The sequence below is a fragment of the Hyphobacterium marinum genome, assembly GCF_036330325.1.
Classification (GTDB): domain Bacteria; phylum Pseudomonadota; class Alphaproteobacteria; order Caulobacterales; family Maricaulaceae; genus Hyphobacterium; species Hyphobacterium marinum.
The window spans coordinates 241121-259884 of record NZ_JAZDRO010000001.1 but is presented as its reverse complement, the minus strand read 5'-3'; the positions used below and the strand labels follow the sequence as shown (position 1 = coordinate 259884).

Genomic DNA, 18764 nt, shown 5'->3' with positions numbered 1-18764 from the left:
AGACAGCACGACAGGACGAACACCCATGCAACTCCATCAGGCCAGCTGGCCGGAAATCGAAACTTATCTGACGCGGTCAAAGGGCGTCATCGTGCCCATTGGTTCGACCGAACAGCATGGGCCGAACGGTCTACTGGGCACGGACGCGCTGTGCCCGGAAATCATTGCCAGGGAAGCCGGGGACGAGTCCGGCATGCTGATCGCGCCGACCTTCAATGTCGGCAATGCCCAGCACCATCTCGGATTCCCCGGGACGATCACGCTGCGCCCCTCGACCATGCTGGCCGCTCTGCAGGACTGGATCGATTCGCTGGCGCGCCACGGCTTTGAACAGATATATTTCCTCAACGGCCATGGCGGCAATGTGCCGACCATCAACGCCGCCTTTTCAGAGAGCTATGCGCGCTGGTCACTGACCGGAGAGCCCTGCCCCTACAAGCTGAAAACGCGGAACTGGTGGGAATTGCCGGGTGTGATGAAGACCTGCCGTGAGATATTCCCGGTCGGTGACGGCTCCCACGCGACGGCCTCGGAAGTCGCGGTGACCTATTACGGCTATCCGGACTCGGTGAAAAACGTCGAGATGACACCGAAAATCGCGCCCGAAGGTGATTTTTCCGACGCCGACAATTACCGCAAGGTCTTTCCCGATGGCCGGATCGGATCCGACCCGGCGCAGGCGACCCCGGACAAGGGCGCGGTCATCGTCAAGGCCGCGAAGGATGCGCTGATTGCCGAGGCCCGTGCCTTCTTCGGAGCCAATGCGTGAGCAAGCCGCCCGTCTCCGACGCCGCCATAAGCGAGGCGACGGGACGGGATTGGGCCGGCTGGCGCGCCGAACTGGACGGCTGGGCGGGCGAACTTGATCACCGCGAGATCGCGAAACGCCTGAAGGATGACTACCGCCTTTCGCCGTGGTGGGCGCAAACCGTGACCGGCGGCTGGGAAGTCCTCACCGGGCGGCGCGAGACCCATGAAATGCCGGGCGGCTATCAGGCGACGGCGTCGAAGATCATCGCCGCCGACCCTGAAGTCATTACCGCGGCTTTTACCGAGCCCGCCGTCTTCTCCGGCTGGGGGCCGGACGGAAAGCTGGCCGTCTCCACCTCGAAGCCGGGGCGCACGGTCAATGGCCGCTGGGAAGCGCCGGAAGGCGGGCGCGTCTCGGTCCATCTTGCGAGCGCGGACGGCAAGACCAGGATCACGCTCAGCCATGAGAAACTGGCGAATGCGGCCGACTGTGAACGGCTCAAGACGGCGTGGCGCACCGCGCTGACCACGCTGAAGGAAAGACTGGAATCATGATGTTGCGTCCCCTCGCCCTTCTGGCAGCCCTGGCCGTTTCCCTGTCGGCCTGCGCGGAAAAGGGCAGCCGCCCGTCTACCAGCCGGGGCAGCGACGAGGCCTGGGCGCATCTGCCCGAATCGGTGACCAACAATGCTGTCGCCGCAGCCGAGGTCGACGGGCGCACCATCGCCTATTCCTTTGCCGGGCTGCATGCAGGCAAGACCTGGGAAGACGTCACCGCCGACGCCTATGCCTGCGACCTCGAAGCGCGCGAATGCCGGGGCATCGCCGGCCTGCCGGACGGCATCGGACGTCTGGCGAGCGTCGCCGCGACGGTGGAAAACCGCATCCATATTTTCGGGGGCTACACGGTGGCCGAGGATGGAACGGAGCATTCCACGCCCGAAGTCTGGATATTCGACCCGGTCAGCGAGACCTATGCGCGCGCCGCCGACATGCCGGTCCCGGTCGATGACAGCGTCGCCTTCGTGCTGGACGACCGCTACGTCTACCTCGTCTCGGGCTGGCACGAGACCGACAATGTCGATCTCGTCCAGGTCTATGACTCCGCCGAAGACCGCTGGTTCCAGGCGACGGCCTTCCCCGGCGACCCGGTCTTCGGGCATGCGGGCGGTATTGTCGGGCGGGATATGGTCGTTTGCGGCGGCGCAGCGGTCGTCCCGCCGGAAACCGAGGGCGGACGGCGCAGCTTCGTCCATTCGAACGCCTGCTGGCATGGCGAGATCGACGTGTCTGATCCGGCCGTCATCACTTGGACCGAATTCTCCGGCCATCAGGGCCCGGCCCGCTATCGTGCGGCGGCCACCGGGTCGGAACGAGCCGGCAGGGTCTATTTCTCCGGCGGGACCGACAATCCCTATAATTATAACGGGATCGGCTATGACGGCGTGCCGTCCCGCCCGCTCGATTCGGTCATGTACCCCCGCGAATTGCGCCCCGGTGCGGAATGGGGGTTCGATATCGGCTATGCCACGTTCGGCACGATGGATCATCGCGGCCTGGTCGAATGGAACGGGGCCTTCTTCACGCTCGGCGGCATGAATGACGCGCAGGAGGTGATTTCCGACGTCCGCGCGATAAATTTCGACTAGGCTGCGAGGATCAATCCGTTTTCAACGCGCACCGGAACGGGTTTCAGGGCGTCACCGCCCACCAGTGCGCCATCGCCCTTGCCCGTCAGAATGTCGAAAATCGCGCCATGGGCGGGACAGATCAGGTGGGTGCCGGCGTGGGCGATGACCCGCCCGTCGGGCAGGTTCAGCGGCCGTCCCGCATGCGGGCAGACATTCACATAGGCCCGCACCTCATCGCCCTTCCGTGCGAGGATGATGGGCAGGCCGGGCCAGTCCGCCACCCGGCCGCCCGGGTCGGGAATGGCGTCAACCCGCCCCAGCTCGGTACCCGCAGGCGGCAAGGTCATAGGGCCGCGGCCATCGGGCCGAAGAGCGGCTTGACCGCCCGGATCGTGACGCGCTCGAAGAGGCCGGCCGCGCTGTAGGGATCATCCTCCAGCCAGCGCGCCAGAGTCGCCCTGTTCTCCGCCTCAAGGATGAGCAGCGAGCCGCACATCCCGCCTGCGTCGTCGAGCAGCGGCCCGGCGAATTTCAGCCGGTCACCGGCATCGGTGAGAAAGGCGATATGCGCCTCGCGATGCTGTGCGCGCAGGGCGAGGCAATTTGGCCGGTCGAGGGCGTGAACTGCGAACAGCATGGGCTTAATCCCCCTCGCTGGTGAAGGGGCGGGCGAGCAGCGCCTCGAGCGCGTCATCGACGGTCAGATCGCCTGACAGGATGGCGTTGACGGCCTGGCAGATCGGGAGATCGGCCCCGTGCTTCTCCCCGAGCGCGACGATAGCCGGGGCGCTGGCGACGCCTTCAGTGACCGCCCGGCGTCCCCCGAGAATGGATTTCAGGCTCTCCCCGCGCCCCAGTGCCAGGCCGCAGGACATGTTGCGGGACTGCTCGGACGAACAGGTCAGGACGAGATCACCCAGCCCGCAAAGCCCGGCGAGGGTTTCGCGTTCCGCTCCCATGGCCAGGGCCAGGCGCGTCATCTCGGCAAACCCGCGCGCGATCAGCGCGGCATGGGCTGAACGCCCGAACCCCTTGCCTTCGGAAATCCCGCAGGCAATGGCGAGCACGTTCTTTACTGCGCCGCCAACCTCCGCGCCGATGAGATCGCCCGACCAGTAGGGCCGGAAGCGCGGCGTGCCGATGGCGTTCATCAAGGCCACACCGAGCGGTTTGTAGCGCGTGGCGAGCGTAACAGCCGTGGGCAGGCCCTTCGCGACATCGGCGGCAAAGCTGGGACCGGAGAGCACGGCGGGAATGGCCGACGGGATCGTCTCGTCGAGCACTTCGGTCATCATTTTCAGACTGCCCTGCTCGATGCCCTTGGAGCAGAGCAGGACCGGCTGCGCATTCCCGGAATGGGGCGCGAAGGCTTCCAGGACACCGCGCATGTGCTGGGCCGGGGCGACGGCAAGAATGGCGTCGCAGTCTCCGAGTTCGGATATATCGCCCGTCGCGGTGACGGTATCGCTCAAGGTAATACCCGGCAGGTAGAGCGTGTTCTCGTGCGCCGCATTGATCGTGTCGGCGACGTCGGCCTCGTGCGCCCAGAGCGTCACGTCGCGCCCGGCTTTGGCGCAGGTTTCCGCCAGCGCCGTGCCCCAGGCTCCAGCACCCAGGACGCCGATATGTTGCAGCTCGCTCATGCCTTGGGCCCTTTCCGTCCGGCACCGATCACCGGATCCAGCTTGGCCGAGGCCGCGTCCAAAGGCCAGCGCGCCCGTGCCGGGGCGTCGAGACCATCCGTGTCCCCGCGCGCCAGCCGTTCGACACCGGCCAGCGCGATCATCGCCGCATTGTCTGTGCACCATTTCATCGGCGGCGCGGAAAGCGTGAAACCGTGCTCTGCTGCTTCGGCCTCAAGCGCGGTACGCACAGCCGTGTTCGCCGCGACCCCGCCCGCGACCACAAATGTATGCGAACCCGGCCCGAACTCACCGGCGAATTGCGCCATCGCCCGGCCCGAACGCTCGGCGAGGGAGCGCGCAATCGCGGCCTGCACGCCGGCGGCGAGATCGGCGCGGTCCTTGTCGGTCGGTGTATCCAGCCCGTCCCAGATCTGACGCGCCGCGGTTTTCAAACCTGCAAAGGAAAAATCGCAGCCCGGACGTCCGGCGAGCGGGTGCGGAAGCTCGAAACGGGACGCGTCCCCGTCCTTCGCACAGCGCTCCAGTGCGGGTCCTCCCGGAAAGCCAAGCCCCATCACCTTGGCCGTCTTGTCGAAGGCCTCGCCCGCCGCGTCGTCGAGCGTCGAGCCGAGACGCTGATAGTCGCCAACGCCGCGCGCGGCGAGGAGCTGGGTATGGCCGCCGGAGACCAGCAGGAGGAGGTAGGGGAATACGAGCGCGCCCGACAGACGCGGCGAAAGCGCGTGTCCTTCCAGATGATTGACCGCGATCAGCGGCTTTCCCGCCCCCAGTGCCAGCCCCTTGGCCGTCATCAGCGCGGCCATGACCCCGCCAACGAGGCCCGGCCCGGATGTCGCGGCAATCGCGTCCATGTCATCGAGCACCAGGCCACTTTCGGCCAGCGCCCGGCGGGCGAGATGGTCCATCGCCTCGGCATGGGCGCGCGCGGCGATTTCCGGCACCACGCCGCCATAGGGCGCATGGGCGTCTTCCTGCCCCAGAACGCAATCGGCGAGTACCTCGATCCGGCCATCGGCATTACGGCGCACGATCGCCGCCGCGCTTTCATCGCAGCTGGATTCCAGTCCCAGCACGGTGAGCGCTTGCGCCGGGGGGAAGGCAGGGGCTAAGTCCGTCATTGCCGTTCGATACTCCCGCCGAAGGGACAAGTGCAACTTGCCGACACTGTCCGCTGCCTCCCCGCTGCCGATCGCCACGCGCGGTTCACCCTTGGCGCTTGCCCAGGCGCACCTGACGCGCGACCTTCTGGCGCGCGCCCATGGCCTGTCCGCCGACGAGGCCGAACTGGTCTTTCCGGTGCGGACCTATCTGACCACAGGCGACAAGCTGACCACCCAGCGCCTGACCGAAGCGGGCGGCAAGGGGCTCTTCACCAAGGAAATCGACACCGCCATCCTGAACAAGGAGGCGCGTATATCGGTCCATTCCATGAAAGATGTGCCGGTCGAGCCGCCCACCGGAATCGACTTTGCCGCCGTGCTGGAGCGCGAAGATCCGCGCGATGTGCTGCTGACCGCCTCGGGCAGTGCGGCGCTCGCCGATCTGCCGCAAGGCGCAACGCTGGGCACGGCGAGCCTGCGCCGGCAGGCCCAGGCCCTCCACGCCCGGCCCGATCTCAACGTCGTCACCCTGCGCGGCAATGTCGGCACACGCCTGTCCCGGCTGGAGGCTGGAGAGATCGACGCGACCTTCCTGGCGCGCGCCGGGCTTAAACGCCTCGGACGTCCCGAAGCGAAGCTCGGTCCGGTCGATGTCGATGCCATGCTCCCGGCGGGCGGGCAGGGCGTCATCGGTATCGCTGTCCATGCTGAAGATGAGGATGCCCGGGAGATCGTTGCAGCCCTCAATCACGACCCCACGGCGATTGTCCTGGAGGCCGAACGCGCGGCTCTGGCGGCCCTGGATGGGTCCTGCCGCACGCCAATCGCGATCCACGCCGTCCGCGAGCGTGAGACGCTCTGGCTGCGGGCCGAAGCGCTGATGCCGGACGGGACCGACCGCTGGCACGCCGAAGGGCGGTGCGCATTCGCGGCGGACGCGGCCCGCGCGCTGGGCACGCGGATCGGCAGCGAAATCCGGTCGGCCGGCGGTGACAAGCTCGCGCGCGCGGTGGCGGCGTCATGAGGGCGCTTGTTACCCGCGCCGAACCGGGGGCATCCCGCACCGCCAAGGCGCTGACAGCGCTGGGAATCGAGCCTGTAATCGCGCCCTTCCTGACCATTCGCGAAGCGGAAGCCATCATCGCCGATTTGAAGCGGGTCCAGGCGCTGGTCTTCACCAGTCCCAATGGCGTGCGCGCCTGGGCCGCGCTGCGCCCTGAACGCAAGCCGGCGGCCTGGTGCGTCGGCGATGCCACCGAGGCCGCCGCGAAGGACGCAGGCTTTGAAAAGACCCGCTCGGCCGGCGGCGATGCCGAAGCGCTGATCGAACTGATCTGCAGGGGTCTCGAGCCGGAAAAGGGTGCGCTTCTGCATGTGCGCGGCGCGCATACGGCTGGCGACGTCTCCGGCACGCTCATGCGCAAGGGCTATCACGTCCACGAAACCATCGCCTATCGCGCCGAGGCGGCACCGGTCCTGCCGGCGGCGGCGAAAACCGCACTGGAAGACAAGCGCCTCTCGGCGGTACTGTTTCACTCGCCGCGCGCGGCGGCTGCCTTCACCGCGCTGGTGGACGATGCCGAACTCAATGCCAGTCTCAAAGGCCTGATCGCGGCGGCGATCAGCCTTGCTACCGCCGACAATCTGATCGCCTCGGACTGGGGCGCTGTGCGCATCGCCGATACACCCGACGAGGCTGCGCTTCTTGATCGCGTTGGCTCAACGCGCCGCGCCCCCTAGACTGACCGGGCAGACGCGAATCAACGCCTATCGCCAAGACGGGGAAAATGACCAAGTCCAGTGAACCCGAACCGGTCGACGCCGAATTCGAACCGGCTCCGGTCGAAGACAACGACCGGCCCCGCCGCGGCGGGTTCGGCGGTGGTCTGTTGCTTTTCCTGACTGCGGCCATCGCCGGCGGCGCGCTGGGCCTTGCCGGGGCTTGGTGGCTCGACGGGCAGCAGGCAATACCCGAAGCCACCGACCCGTCCGGCACGCTGGCCGCGCTAGAAACCCGCCTTGCCGCGCTGGAATCCGCCGACCCGGCAGGCGATATCGCCAATGACTATGCCGCGCTGCGCGATCGTGTGGAACGGCTGGAATCGGCACCGCCCGTCGTGATTGGCGAGGGCGATCCGGAAACGATTTCTGCACTTGAAACCCGTATCGCGGCGCTTGAAGCCGCCGGGTCCGGTGACGCGGGACCGGCCTATGACGACAGTGCGCTGACCGAGCGTCTCGATACCGTCGCGCAGACTGCCGAACGGGCCGAAACGCTCGCCAACCAGGCGCTCGACGGCGTCTCGGCCTTACCCGAAGGCGGCGGCGATTCGTCTGAAGCCATCACCGCGCTTGAAGCCCGCATTGCAGCGCTGGAGAGCGCCGAACCGGATGAAAGTCCGGCGGTCGACCTGTCGGGTCTCGAAGCCCGCATAGCGGCCGCCGAGACGCTGGCGCAAGTAGCCTCGGACCGGGCAGCCAGTCTGGAAGCCACCCGCGAATCCGGTGGCGACAACGACAATGCCCGGACGCTGGCCGCCCGCACGCTTGCCCTGATGGCGCTTGCCGAGATCGCGGAAACGTCCGACCCGTTCGAGGCTGAACGCGCGGCGCTGGCCCGCCTCTGGCGCGGACGGACCGAGCTGTCGAGTCTGCAATCGCTGGCGCGGGCCGGTGTGCCCGACCGCGAAAGCCTTGCGGCCGATTTTCCGCGCGCGGAGATCGAGGCTGCCGCCGGACCCTCGCGCGCCTTTTTCGGCCTCATTGAGGTGCGCCGCACGACCGGCGCGGAAGACGGCGACGGACCGCTTGCACTTGCGGCGCTGGCCGATGCGCGTTTGCAGCGCGGCGACCTGGAAGGCGCGGTCGCGGCCACCGAACGCCTTGAAGGTGAGGCCCTGGACGCGGCGCGGCCCTGGCTTCTCTCCGCGCAGGCCCGGCTCCAGGTCGAGTCCGCGCTCGATAGCCTTCGCGCCGCACTCGTTGAGGATGCCGCCTCGCAGGGGGAGGACCCGCGATGATCCGTCTCATTCTCGTTGTCCTGGTGATCATCGCGGCCTGTGCGGTCACCGTCTTCGTCACGCTCAATCCCGGCTCGGCGAGTTTCGAATTCATGGGCGTGGAAGGCCGCATGCCCTTCGCACTGGCCGCGGCGGGCCTGCTGGTCCTGACCTTCATTCTCCTCGTCATCTGGCGGCTGGTGCTGGGCGTGTGGACCGCGCCTGACAATCTCCGCAAGTTCAACCTTCGCCGCCGCAAGGAGAAGGGATTCGATGCGCTCGAACGCGCCCTCATCGCTGCGGCCGCAGGGGAAGGCGAGAACGCGGTGCGCCAGGCCGCGCGCGCTGATGCCCTGCTCGACCGGCCGGCGCTATCACGTCTTCTGGCCGCCCGCGCCGCGGAAGCGGCTGGAAACCTGCCCGGGGCCGAAGCGCATTACGAGGCGATGCTGGAAGATCCGAAAACGCGGATCGTCGCGCGCCGGGGCCTCGCGCAGATCGCCCATGAGCGCGGCGAACATGCCACCACCGCGGCCCATGCCGAGGACGCGTTCAACCAGTCTAAATCGGTCCGCTGGGCGTTTGATGCCCTCTTCGATGCGCAGGTCGCCCAAGCCGACTGGCTGGCGGCCCTGGCCACACTCTCGGAGGGCGAGAAACGCAAGCAGATCGCGCCCGATCCCGCCCGCCGCCGTAAATCGGTACTCCTGACAGCTGCTGCCATGGAGCGGGAGGATTCCGATCCGGACAAGGCGCGCAGCCTGGCCGAGCAGGCCGCAAGCGCTGCGCCCTCCTTTGCCCCGGCGGCCGCGCTGGCCGCGCGCCTGCTTGCGGCGAACCGCAAGCATTCGAAAGCCGAAAGCGTTCTGAAAAGCGCCTGGTCGGCGGCACCCCACCCGGCGCTGGCCCGCGCGCTGGCCGAATTGCGCAAGAGCGACACCAAGGCCAAACGCGCCGAACGACTGAAGGCGCTCGCCGCCATTCGTGCCGAACACCGCGAATCCCGCCTGCTCCTCGCCGAGGCCGCTCTGGAAGGCGGGGAGACGGGCGAGGCCCGCGCCGCGCTCGACCCTCTGCTGGAATTCGGAACCCCCTCGGCCCGGCTGTGCGCATTGGCGGCGCGTCTGGCCCGGCTGGAGGATGACGACAAGGCGGCCCGCCGCTGGATGACGCGCGCGGCCCATGCACCCGGTGAAGCCGACTGGTCGGACATTGATGGCGAGGGCCGCGCCTTTGCCTTCTCGCCCGATGACTGGAAGCGCATGGTCTATGCGTTCGGTGATGAGGGCCGCCTCCTCCACCCCCGCTATGAGCGTTTCGAAATCGCGGCCGAGGCCGTCCCGGAAACTGCCCTTCTAGAAGCCCCGAAACCCGTGCGGGTACGCCCGGCACCGGGTAAAAAGGGCGAGACCGTCTTCCATGATACGCCGCGTCCGCCGGACGATCCCGGCGTGGGCGATGATGACGACGACGATGATGACGACATCGAGTCCATCGCGGCACGGGGTCATCGGTGAGCCGGCTTCTCGTCGCCATTGCGGGCGGATCGGCCTCGGGCAAGACCACGCTCGCCGAAGCGATCCGGAGACTGCTCGAACCGATGGAGGTCCGCCTCATCCGTGAAGACGAATATTATCGCGATCACGGCTACGACCCGGCCTTCGACCCGCTGCGCTATAATTTCGATGATGTGACCGCGCATGACCACGCCCTGATGGCGAAACAATTGTCATCGCTCAAGAAAGGCAAGGCGGTCGACGCCCCGCTTTATGATTTCGCCACGCACAGCCGGAAAGACGAGACCCGCCGCGTTCAGCCCGCCGACATCATCATCGTGGAAGGCATCCACGTCCTCGCCGATCCGGACCTGACGCCGCTCTACGATCTGACCGTCTATGTCGATGCGCCCGCCGACGTGCGCCTGGCGCGCCGTATATTGCGCGATGTGCGCGAGCGCGGCCGCAGTGTGGAATCGGTGGTGATCCAGTATCTGCGCTCGGTCCGCCCGAGCCATCTCAAATTCACCGAGCCCGGCAAGGCTATCGCCGACATTGTCGTCACCAATGACGCGGCGGCCGCCGAACCCGAGCTTGAAGCCCTGCGCCCATCCTTCAACGCGCTCGCCGAACCGGTCGCAGCGCGGATCAGCGCGATGCTGAAAGAAGGCTGACTTCCGCGGACAAAGTGATATTGCGCTGGCCAAGGTTCGCGGTTAGGTTCCGCGCCCGCATGTCCGGGGCCGCTTTAGCTCAGCTGGTAGAGCACATCATTCGTAATGATGGGGTCGCGTGTTCGAGTCACGCAAGCGGCACCACTTCCCCACCCCTTGGGCAGACCATATCTCGAATCACAACGGGATTTCTTGGGGTCGGGCGATTGGTTCCAGAACAGAGACTTCGCGGAATAATAGTCTCGATTTTTGATTTGCCGACTATGTAGGGTTAGTCTCTCTCTAAGGGAGGTTGCCATGTTCAGAGCGATGTTGGTCTTGGTATTTGTTTTGGCGACGAACGAAGTTGCGGACGCCAGAGAGAGTGGATGCTCGCCCGCCGATATCAATTCTCTGCCGGATGTGCCTGAAGAATATGAAATCGATGATTCACTGACCCAGTATATTGGGTTCTTCGTCTATGTCCCGGTCTGCATGACCAATATCAACCGGCAAGTTGAACACATTGATCTGGATTGCCGGGCCACTCACATGGACAATACTCAGATCGCGTCCGAAACGATAATGATCTGGCGACAGGGAGATGGTGAAGAGGAGCCTGCCTCCCGCGACGTTGATGCACTGGTACGCGTGGATTTCCAGAACGATATTGCAAACCCCTTGCTGATTGAACGTATCGAGTGCTTTGCCACTTTTGATACGCCTTATCAAAGGTTTACAGACTGGGATACGGTCGATTACTGCGCAGTCGATGTATCCGACGCGGAAACGGTGTGTGCGCGCCCGGGCACCACGCGCCGCCGGGTGTCCAACTGGATCCGCGGAGTGGAGTAGGCATTGACGATCCGCTCTGCCTTTGCCGTCCTCCTGCTATCTGCGTCTGCATTGGCACAGGAGGTCGTGCCTGTCGGGCCGCCTGCGACCCTGTTCGTTCTCGAAGACCCCATTGAATTTCACGGCGAGCGATTTGACTTCCCAGTCTACCTGCTGACAGACCCGGTCGAGTTCCACGGTGATCGATTTGACTTCCCAACCTACCTGCTCACAGATCCTGTTGCCTTTCACGGTGCTCCCGAACTTGATCTTGCGAGATTGAGAGACATGCAGGCCGAGGTCGCTAGGCTCGATGGATTGCTCGAGAACTGGTATACGCAGCATTCCATGAGTGTGAGCCTGACCGGCTCCGAACTGGCCCCGGAAGATGCCCAAACACCAGAATTCCGATCCTGGTTGAGAGGCTACGTCGGCGCTGCCTTCTGGGATTACAGTCAGGAATCGAATGTCCGGTCGTTTTTCTGGGGCCACCATGAGGCCCTGCAGGCTGCCATCGACGAGTTAGATCGGAGCCGCGACCCGGAAGGATTGCGACGGGCTATCGACTATTTTGACCGTGGAATGGAACGCTGGCGCGAGCTTCGCGCAACATTCGATGGTTTTTACTTTGACTGTTATCTCAATGGTATGCTTGAAACTCGCGGACTCTTCGAAACCTACGACGCCTTGGACTGGAATGATGATCGCCGGGACCCGGCCTATGAAACCTTTCGGGCAACCCAGCGATACTCGAATGCCTGTGTCTCGGCCGAAGCCCTAGCGAATCTGACGGAAACACCGGCCTTCACCTGGCCGCCTAATTGAAGGTGTTCGTATTGTTCGGACGGAACGCGGCTCACACCGTGCGGATCACGCATACACAACGCTGACAAAGACGATGCCGGCGATCTGGGCGCTGATATTGGCGATGACGTTCAGCGTCAGGATCGCGACTGCCAGCAGCCCGGCGCGCCATAATCGCGCGAGCCCGTCGACGGCGGGAAACGCGCCCCGAAAACCTGTCACCGTATCAAGCAGCAGGGTCAGAAGGCCGATCAGATAACCGAACGCCGTCAGGAGACTGACCGGGATCAGGGCCATGGCCGGAAGAAGGAGCGTCATCGCGGTCGCGCTCGGCATCATGATCGCGAACAGATTTCGGAGGCGCAGGCTGTAGCTGGTCCGTTCGCCCCAGAACGGAAAGAACCCCAGGACAGCGAGAAAAAGCACGAACTGGACCGCCGGCGCGAAGGCATAGATCCATAGCGCGGCGCGTTCGCCCAACTCCTGAAACGTCATGCCGGGGGAAGGCGTGACACCGGCGTCCTCGAACCCCGCCGCGTAAGCACTGACGAGCGGAGTGTCGGTGCCGATCCAGAGAAACTGCAGCAGCGACGCCAGCGCGATCAGCGACAGCCAGAGGCGGATGGACGGCGTATAACGATTATCCCAGTCCGGAGACCGCGCTGACTGAAAATAGCGGCGGGGATGGATCCAGATCGTGGCAATTGACCGAATACCGCGAATGTTCAGACCGAAGACATCTTCGGCCAGATCGTCAATTGCCACCTTGTTGGTCAATATGATGTCTCCCGCCCTCTCCCGAGTGTGGCGGCTTCTGGCACGAATGCCAGTCAATTATTGGCGGGGGACCCCCGGACCAGACAGGCTCTCGACACATCGGGTGGGTGTCGTGGCCTCGCGCCCGGTCTTCGCGTCGCCGTCACGGATCCACAGCAGACGAGGGGGTCTCATGTCCGGGGTCGAAGGCTTAATTGTGCGCTCCCGCTCCCGGGCTGGACGGATCCTGTAGCGATCGACCCTGCCAATGCCGCCTCCCAATTTCTTGAATTCAAAAAATAAATTACGATTTCGGCGTGAGACGTGCCCAAGTTTTCGCTGGACTCACCCCCTGTCCGGTCGTCTCCTGCCGGACCAGAACAGCCGAAAAAGCATCGGGGGGTGGCCATGTTCGCACGAATTTTCCTGTTATTGGCGTTGGCAGCGGCCGGTACGCCAGCCGGTGCCCAGTCCCTGTTCGAGGCCGGCGACGGCCTGATCGCCGAGGCCCACGCCACGGCACCAGACCGCCCGGCCGGCCAACATTTCACCCGGCTCAATCCCGCCGTCATGGAGATGCAGCCCGGTGAAACGGTTGCGATTAATCTCGGGCCGGGCGGCGAGGCGGTTCTCGACCGACTCAATGTCACCGAGGCGGGAACGCTGGTCTGGACCGGGCGCATGGATGGCGGCGGGCTGGACAACCGGGTGATCCTCACCCGCACGGGGCGCGATGTCTTCGGCCGCATCCAGACCGATAGCGGGATGTGGGCGATTGTGCCGGATGGTGCGGGCGGGCATGTCCTTTTTCAGCATGGCGAGAACGCCGTGACCCCGCCCTGGGGCGATGACGGGATTTCCCTTCCGGCGGCCAACGACCTGATCGCGGCCCGCGTACCGGTCATGCAATCGGATGGGACAGGCAGTCCAGCGGTCGATGCCGGGTCACTGGGGACGATCGACATAGCGGTTTTCTATACGTCCAGCGTCGTCGATACGTGGGGTACGGCCACAGGCGGGCGGATCCAGTATTTAATGGCGCTGCTTGACCAGGCGCTGATCGATTCCGATACCGGTCTGCGCGCGCGGCTGGTCCATACCGGCCTTATTGCGGCGAACAACACGACCGGCAATTTCCCGACCGTAGAGGACATGCGGCAGGGCGCCGGCCTCAATGAAGCCGGTGATAACGGCCAGGACTTCCGGGCGATGTACCCGATCCGCAACGCCAAGGGGGCCGACCTTGTCGTCCTACTGCGCAACTACCGCCTGCCCAGCATGGCCAATTGCGGTAATGCCTTCATCCCGAACGGGACGGGTGATTCCATTACCTTCCAGTACAATACGCTCGGCGTGGCTGCGGTCAGCGACTGGATCGACGGCAACGACGGAGACTTGTCCGATGGCTACGGCTTTTGCGCGGACTTCACCTTCGCGCACGAGATCGGCCACAATCTCGGCCTGGCCCACGATGAAGCCAACGCGGCGGGCACCAATGAAGGCGTGCGTGACTATGCGCGCGGCTATCGGCGCAACTGTTTCACACGCACGATCATGGCCTATGATTCCACGAATAATTCATTTCCCTGCCTGGGCGGTGGCGCGCCGGGTTCGGGGCCCGGCAATGAAGCCGAAGCGCCATACTTTTCCAATCCCGCGATAACGGACTGCTATGGCGGTATTTGCGGTGTCGCCGATCAGGCTGACAGCGCGCGAACCCTGCGTGAGGAAGGCCGGAACGTTCAAATCTTCCGCGACCCGGCTGGAAACCTGCGCTCGGCTGTCCTGCCGCTGACGCGGGCGGTCGGGATTGGCCAGACGGCCACGGCCTTCGCGACCGTCATCAACCCGGCCGGCAATGGCGACACGGCGACCAATTGCGGTCTCCAGGTCCCGGGCGCGGGCACCCGCTTTTCCTATCAGACGACGGATGCCACCAACGCGCTGACCGGCACGGCGAATACGCCCGTCGATATTCCGGCGGGCGGCGCGCAGAGCTTCCTGTTCTCGCTGACAAGCCCGACGTCTTTCATCGACAATTCCCAATCCTCGGTCGATTCCGGCAATGACGAGACCGCGATCTTCATCGAAGCGTTTTGCGACAATCGCCGGTCAGCGGATTACACGGCGGGCGTGAATTCCTTCCGTTTCCAGTCGGAACTCTTTCCCGGCCCCGATATCGTCGCGGTCGCTGGAACACCCAGCGTGCCGGGCATTGTCGAAGTGCCCCAGACCGGCAGTTTCGTCGGCTTCTTCGTGGTTGCGATATCCAATCTGGGCGCAGCCTCCATCGTCACAGCGGAGGCCGTCGCGGGGCCGAACGCCAGCAGCGAGATCGCCAGCGTGGAAATCTGTCAGACTGATCCTGTGACCAGTGCCTGCCTCGCACCGCGCGGAGATTCGGTAGCGACCAATCTCGGGCAGAATGCCACGGCAACCTATGCCGTTTTCGTGCGCGGCAACGGAAATGCGATTCCGAACGGCCCGGCCGACAACCGCATCTTCGTACGGTTTACCTCGCCCGGAACGCCGATCCAGGCTGGCGGTCTGCGCGGTGAAACCTCTGTGGCTGTCAGGACGCCCTGACGCCAGGACCTTGGTGATCTACCGCTCCGGCATGGCCGTGGCCGGTGTTGACCGCGCACCGTCGTCGGGCGTGCGCATCGAGCAGGACCCCGAACAGATGCGCCCGCCATTGCCGTCATAGGGCGAACAATGCAGCGCGTCGTCCTCAACATAGGAACCGCAACTGCCCGCCCCGCTGCACTGGCAAAGATACTCGCCGCGGTCGCGGATCATGGCGTCCTGGCCGTGAGAGGCAGCACGTCGGTCAGCATCACCCTGCACTTCCCAACCGGGATCACCACCGCCGAGCGAGGCGTCCGATCCGTCCGGCTGACGCGCCCAGCTAGGCTCGTCGCCCCCGAATTCGTCGCGGGCCTCGCCGCGCACCTCCCACCCTGGGTCGCCCCCGCCAAGTGAGTTGGTGCCCGGATTGTCGACACCTCTTCGGCGCAATGGCTGGCTGCGCGCATCACGGTCCGCGTCGGGCCTGGCGCGCATGGCCTCGCCCGTCTCGCGCTCTTCCTCGGCCTGGCGCGGCATCTCTGCGTTATCGTCGCGCCCTGCTTCTGTCTCGGTGTGGCGCAGTGAATTCGATTGTGCGTCCAGCGCCGGGGCGGACGGGGGCGTCAGGGTATCGGCCTCCTGTGCGCTGGTGGACAGCATGGCGGCGGCAAACAGGCTGATCAGATTCATGATGGCTTCCCCTTGTTGGACCGCATTGTAGCACAACAGGCCGGTTATCCGGTTGCGCCCTGCCACGCCACCTTGCGGTCTCGTCATGTGACATGATTACATTGTCTGTGCGATAGTGACCGTGTGCACGTAAGACTGAACTGGATGTCATGGCCCGAGCCATTGCCCATCGCCGCATGCTGACACCCGCCCGATGGCGGGCGTTCTCCGTTGGGCTGCTGGCAGCACTGGCGCTCTGCCTTCAGGGCGGGGCGGCCCTGGCCCACACCCATTCCGGAGACTACCAGTTTGCCGGCCCGGCGATGGCCGAGATCCTGACTGCCATGGACAGGGATGGCTCTGGCGGGCCGCATGTGCCGTCCGAAAGCGGGACTCCATGTCCGCTGAGCCACTCTCCGCTGGGCCATGGCGGGCTGCTCGCCCCCGCGGAAACCTTGCTGGAAAGCGGCGTTCTTTATGCCGCCGACAATGTCGCGCCACCTGGGCAGGCTCCGCCTGCTGCCGCCGAAGCGCCGCGCCCGCCTGCGCGTGCACCGCCCCAAACCATCTGACGCGCCCGACGGTGCGCTGAATTCACGCCGCTTCGTCCCGCCCGGCTCTCCGGCGGTGTCGCGGCCTGATCCGTCACCCGTCCGCCCATGTCCGGCCCTCCGGACACGGCGCGACATACGACGCGACAGTTTTCAGATGGACGACCTGACCCATGACCCGAGTTTTCAAGACCTCCCTCCTGTCCGGGGCCGCAGCCCTGGCCTTCACCGCCCCGCTTGACGCCCAGACCGCGCCGCAACCCGAGGAACGCGACCGCATCGTCGTGACGGGCAGCGCCATCGAGACCGCGAGCGGCGAAACCCTTCAATCGGTCGATGTGCTCGATATCGACGATATCGCGGACTCGTTTGACGGGTCCCTTGGGGCCTCACTCGCCGATCTGCCGGGCATTTCCACCACCTCCTTCGGCCCGGCCGTCGGCCGGCCGATCATCCGGGGGCTGGGCGGTGATCGCATCCGCATCCTCAATAACGGTGTTGGCTTGGTTGATGCCTCCGCGATCAGTGTCGACCATGCCGGCACCAGCGAAGTCCTGGATGCCGAACAGATCGACATTCTGCGCGGCCCGGCGGCCATCGCCTATGGCGGCGGCGCGATTGGCGGCGTCATCAATGTCATCGACGGGCGCATCCCGTCGCGCCCCATTGACGGCCCCGTCGAGGGTCAGGTCTATGCCGGCTATACCAGTGTCGATGACGGCTTCCAGTTCGCTGGCCGGGCGCGCGTTGGCACCGGCCCGATCTCCTTCCAGTTCGAAGCCTCTCATCGCGAAGCGGATGATCTTTCCATTCCGGGCTTTGCCGAATCCGCCCGCCTGCGCGCGCTGGAAGACGATGATCACCACCACGAAGATGATAACGACGATCATGATCACGACGACGAGGAAGAAGCCTACGGCTCGGTCCCCAATTCCGGCTTTACCTTCCAGACTGTCGGGGGCGGAGCCGCACTGAACGGCCCGTGGGGTTATTTCGGGATTTCGGTTCGCAGCTATGAGGCCGATTACGGTCTGCCGGGTCACGAGCATCACCATGATGACGACGATCACGACGATTCCGCCCCGCTTTTCGCCTTCGATGACGATGACGAGGATCATGACGAGGAGGGCGATGCCCGGATCGACATGGAGCAGACCCGATGGGATGCGCGCGGCGAATTCAATCTCGCCGTCGGCCCGTTCGACCATCTCGACGTCTCGGTCGGCGTTGCCGACTACAGCCATGCCGAGCTGGAGCCCGATGGTGCGATCGGCACCCTGTTTGAAACCGAGGGCTGGGAAATGCGCGCCGCGCTCGTCAACGAACGCGGCGAAGGGCCGTGGAACGGGTCGGTCGGCGTCCAGGCCTTGCGCACCGATTTCTCGGCCACCGGCGAGGAGGCATTCGTTCCGCCCGTGGAGTCCCGCGACTTCGGCGTTTTCGCCGCCCAGAGGCTCGACCTCGACACGCACGGGTTTGATTTCGGTCTCCGCTTCGAACATCGCGAACATGACGCGCTGGCCAACCCGGATCGTGACTTTGACACGGTGAGTGCTGCGGCAGGGGTCTTCCTGCGCCCTGCGGACAACCGTTTCGTTGGCTTTTCGTTGGCCCGCACCGAGCGTGCGCCGACGGCCGCCGAGCTGTATTCCGATGGGCCGCATGCGGCGACCGAAACCGTTGAAGTCGGGGATGCCGATCTCGGCGTCGAAACCGGCTGGGCGTTTGATTTCACCTACCGGGCGACCGGGGCGGCCTGGCTTGTCGAGGCGGGACTCTTCTATTCCATGTTCGATGGCTTCATCTATCTCGCGCCGACCGGGATGGAAGACCCGGTCGAGGAGTTGCCGATCTTCCAGTATCTCCAGGATGACGCGACGCTGTGGGGCGGCGAGATCTATGTGGAACGCGATATCACCGAAATCGGGCCGTGGGCGCTGGTCGGCGATCTGACGGTCGAATATGTCCGCGGCGAGACCGACAGTTTCGGAAACCTGCCGCGACTGCCCCCGCTGTCAGCGACGGTCGGGGCCGAGCTGCAGCGTGACATCGTCGATCTGCGCGGTGAAGTCGTCTGGGCCGCCGATCAGGACCGGACCGCCGCGTTCGAGTTGCCGACGGACGGTTATACGCTGGTCAATTTCTCGGCGACGGCGCATCCCTTCGGCGACAACACACGCCTGATGGCCGAGGTCCGCAATGTGACGGACGAGGAGGCTCGCCTGCACACCTCACAGCTGAAGGACATGATCCCGCTCGCCGGGCGGTCCTTCCGCCTTGCGGTGCTGCACAGCTTCTAGACAGGAG

19 protein-coding genes and 1 tRNA gene are annotated in these 18764 nt (G+C 65.1%); 14 read left to right on the top strand and 6 right to left on the bottom strand.

The window, feature by feature from the left end; translation table 11 throughout:
- Nucleotides 1-25: 25 nt before the first annotated feature.
- The 3 genes from V0U35_RS01240 to V0U35_RS01230 are packed head-to-tail and all read left to right on the top strand — an operon-like array spanning nucleotide 26 to nucleotide 2399.
- Nucleotides 26-769, top strand: a complete 744-nt coding sequence (locus tag V0U35_RS01240) for a creatininase family protein (RefSeq protein WP_330194825.1) — start codon at nucleotides 26-28, stop codon at nucleotides 767-769.
- Nucleotides 766-1305 (top strand): hypothetical protein, encoded by a 540-nt coding sequence (locus tag V0U35_RS01235; RefSeq protein ID WP_330194824.1) that lies wholly within the window; start codon nucleotides 766-768, stop codon nucleotides 1303-1305. The genes V0U35_RS01240 and V0U35_RS01235 overlap by 4 nt, the downstream gene beginning before the upstream one ends.
- Nucleotides 1302-2399, top strand: a complete 1098-nt coding sequence (locus V0U35_RS01230) for a Kelch repeat-containing protein (RefSeq protein ID WP_330194823.1) — start codon at nucleotides 1302-1304, stop codon at nucleotides 2397-2399. The genes V0U35_RS01235 and V0U35_RS01230 overlap by 4 nt, the downstream gene beginning before the upstream one ends.
- Here the strand turns inward: V0U35_RS01230 and V0U35_RS01225 are convergent.
- From V0U35_RS01225 to tsaD, 4 genes are read right to left on the bottom strand one after another with little or no spacing between them, the layout of a single operon-like run.
- Nucleotides 2396-2728 carry a Rieske (2Fe-2S) protein gene (locus V0U35_RS01225; protein ID WP_330194822.1) on the bottom strand — a complete coding sequence of 111 codons (333 nt, stop codon included), beginning with the start codon at nucleotides 2726-2728 and terminating at the stop codon, nucleotides 2396-2398. The two genes, V0U35_RS01230 and V0U35_RS01225, sit on opposite strands and share 4 nt — an antisense overlap.
- Nucleotides 2725-3018: a YciI family protein gene (locus V0U35_RS01220; protein ID WP_330194821.1), complete on the bottom strand. Its 294-nt coding sequence runs from the start codon at nucleotides 3016-3018 to the stop codon at nucleotides 2725-2727. The genes V0U35_RS01225 and V0U35_RS01220 overlap by 4 nt, the downstream gene beginning before the upstream one ends.
- A gap of 4 nt (nucleotides 3019-3022) precedes the next feature.
- Nucleotides 3023-4024, bottom strand: a complete 1002-nt coding sequence (locus V0U35_RS01215; RefSeq protein WP_330194820.1) for an NAD(P)H-dependent glycerol-3-phosphate dehydrogenase — start codon at nucleotides 4022-4024, stop codon at nucleotides 3023-3025.
- Entirely contained in the window at nucleotides 4021-5145 is a 1125-nt protein-coding gene (gene tsaD / locus V0U35_RS01210) for a tRNA (adenosine(37)-N6)-threonylcarbamoyltransferase complex transferase subunit TsaD (RefSeq protein ID WP_330194819.1), read from the bottom strand. Before tsaD ends, V0U35_RS01215 begins: the two co-directional genes overlap by 4 nt.
- A 37-nt stretch (nucleotides 5146-5182) precedes the next feature.
- Between tsaD and hemC the strand changes: the two genes are divergently transcribed.
- From hemC to V0U35_RS01170, 8 genes are all read left to right on the top strand, one after another.
- Entirely contained in the window at nucleotides 5183-6151 is a 969-nt protein-coding gene (gene hemC, locus V0U35_RS01205; protein ID WP_330194818.1) for a hydroxymethylbilane synthase, read from the top strand.
- Nucleotides 6148-6867, top strand: coding sequence for a uroporphyrinogen-III synthase (locus tag V0U35_RS01200; protein ID WP_330194817.1), 720 nt, complete (start codon nucleotides 6148-6150; stop codon nucleotides 6865-6867). The genes hemC and V0U35_RS01200 overlap by 4 nt, the downstream gene beginning before the upstream one ends.
- A 47-nt stretch (nucleotides 6868-6914) precedes the next feature.
- Complete coding sequence (locus V0U35_RS01195; RefSeq protein WP_330194816.1) at nucleotides 6915-8147, top strand: hypothetical protein; 1233 nt, start codon at nucleotides 6915-6917, stop codon at nucleotides 8145-8147.
- Nucleotides 8144-9643, top strand: a complete 1500-nt coding sequence (locus V0U35_RS01190; protein ID WP_330194815.1) for a heme biosynthesis protein HemY — start codon at nucleotides 8144-8146, stop codon at nucleotides 9641-9643. The genes V0U35_RS01195 and V0U35_RS01190 overlap by 4 nt, the downstream gene beginning before the upstream one ends.
- Nucleotides 9640-10296 carry a uridine kinase gene (gene udk, locus V0U35_RS01185; RefSeq protein WP_330194814.1) on the top strand — a complete coding sequence of 219 codons (657 nt, stop codon included), beginning with the start codon at nucleotides 9640-9642 and terminating at the stop codon, nucleotides 10294-10296. The genes V0U35_RS01190 and udk overlap by 4 nt, the downstream gene beginning before the upstream one ends.
- A gap of 68 nt (nucleotides 10297-10364) precedes the next feature.
- Nucleotides 10365-10440 (top strand) — tRNA-Thr (locus V0U35_RS01180).
- A 153-nt stretch (nucleotides 10441-10593) separates the two neighbouring features.
- Nucleotides 10594-11130, top strand: coding sequence for a hypothetical protein (locus V0U35_RS01175; protein ID WP_330194813.1), 537 nt, complete (start codon nucleotides 10594-10596; stop codon nucleotides 11128-11130).
- Between the two features lie 3 nt (nucleotides 11131-11133).
- Entirely contained in the window at nucleotides 11134-11934 is an 801-nt protein-coding gene (locus V0U35_RS01170; protein ID WP_330194812.1) for a DUF305 domain-containing protein, read from the top strand.
- Nucleotides 11935-11979: 45 nt separating this feature from the next.
- Here the strand turns inward: V0U35_RS01170 and V0U35_RS01165 are convergent, their stop codons facing one another.
- On the bottom strand, nucleotides 11980-12690 hold the full coding sequence (locus V0U35_RS01165) for a hypothetical protein (RefSeq protein ID WP_330194811.1): 711 nt from the start codon (nucleotides 12688-12690) through the stop codon (nucleotides 11980-11982).
- Nucleotides 12691-13077: 387 nt separating this feature from the next.
- Here V0U35_RS01165 and V0U35_RS01160 point away from each other — a divergent pair, with 387 nt between their 5' ends.
- On the top strand, nucleotides 13078-15255 hold the full coding sequence (locus V0U35_RS01160; protein WP_330194810.1) for a reprolysin-like metallopeptidase: 2178 nt from the start codon (nucleotides 13078-13080) through the stop codon (nucleotides 15253-15255).
- Nucleotides 15256-15273: 18 nt separating this feature from the next.
- On the opposite strand, the gene V0U35_RS01155 is transcribed toward V0U35_RS01160, so the two are convergent.
- On the bottom strand, nucleotides 15274-15927 hold the full coding sequence (locus V0U35_RS01155; RefSeq protein WP_330194809.1) for a hypothetical protein: 654 nt from the start codon (nucleotides 15925-15927) through the stop codon (nucleotides 15274-15276).
- A gap of 149 nt (nucleotides 15928-16076) precedes the next feature.
- Between V0U35_RS01155 and V0U35_RS01150 the strand changes: the two genes are divergently transcribed.
- Together V0U35_RS01150 and V0U35_RS01145 are read left to right on the top strand one after the other, a co-directional pair.
- Nucleotides 16077-16478 carry a hypothetical protein gene (locus V0U35_RS01150; protein ID WP_330194808.1) on the top strand — a complete coding sequence of 134 codons (402 nt, stop codon included), beginning with the start codon at nucleotides 16077-16079 and terminating at the stop codon, nucleotides 16476-16478.
- Between the two features lie 152 nt (nucleotides 16479-16630).
- Nucleotides 16631-18757: a TonB-dependent receptor gene (locus V0U35_RS01145; RefSeq protein ID WP_330194807.1), complete on the top strand. Its 2127-nt coding sequence runs from the start codon at nucleotides 16631-16633 to the stop codon at nucleotides 18755-18757.
- The last annotated feature ends 7 nt before the right edge of the window (nucleotides 18758-18764 follow it).

Bases quoted from the DNA above. Each gene is read 5' to 3' on its own strand.
- V0U35_RS01240 (WP_330194825.1), top strand. From the start codon at position 26: ATGCAACTCCATCAGGCCAGCTGGCCGGAAATCGAAACTTATCTGACG.
- V0U35_RS01230 (WP_330194823.1), top strand. From the start codon at position 1,302: ATGATGTTGCGTCCCCTCGCCCTTCTGGCAGCCCTGGCCGTTTCCCTG.
- V0U35_RS01225 (WP_330194822.1), bottom strand. From the start codon at position 2,728: ATGACCTTGCCGCCTGCGGGTACCGAGCTGGGGCGGGTTGACGCCATT.
- V0U35_RS01220 (WP_330194821.1), bottom strand. From the start codon at position 3,018: ATGCTGTTCGCAGTTCACGCCCTCGACCGGCCAAATTGCCTCGCCCTG.
- V0U35_RS01215 (WP_330194820.1), bottom strand. From the start codon at position 4,024: ATGAGCGAGCTGCAACATATCGGCGTCCTGGGTGCTGGAGCCTGGGGC.
- tsaD (WP_330194819.1), bottom strand. From the start codon at position 5,145: ATGACGGACTTAGCCCCTGCCTTCCCCCCGGCGCAAGCGCTCACCGTG.
- V0U35_RS01200 (WP_330194817.1), top strand. From the start codon at position 6,148: ATGAGGGCGCTTGTTACCCGCGCCGAACCGGGGGCATCCCGCACCGCC.
- V0U35_RS01195 (WP_330194816.1), top strand. From the start codon at position 6,915: ATGACCAAGTCCAGTGAACCCGAACCGGTCGACGCCGAATTCGAACCG.
- V0U35_RS01190 (WP_330194815.1), top strand. From the start codon at position 8,144: ATGATCCGTCTCATTCTCGTTGTCCTGGTGATCATCGCGGCCTGTGCG.
- V0U35_RS01175 (WP_330194813.1), top strand. From the start codon at position 10,594: ATGTTCAGAGCGATGTTGGTCTTGGTATTTGTTTTGGCGACGAACGAA.
- V0U35_RS01160 (WP_330194810.1), top strand. From the start codon at position 13,078: ATGTTCGCACGAATTTTCCTGTTATTGGCGTTGGCAGCGGCCGGTACG.
- V0U35_RS01155 (WP_330194809.1), bottom strand. From the start codon at position 15,927: ATGAATCTGATCAGCCTGTTTGCCGCCGCCATGCTGTCCACCAGCGCA.
- V0U35_RS01150 (WP_330194808.1), top strand. From the start codon at position 16,077: ATGGCCCGAGCCATTGCCCATCGCCGCATGCTGACACCCGCCCGATGG.
- V0U35_RS01145 (WP_330194807.1), top strand. From the start codon at position 16,631: ATGACCCGAGTTTTCAAGACCTCCCTCCTGTCCGGGGCCGCAGCCCTG.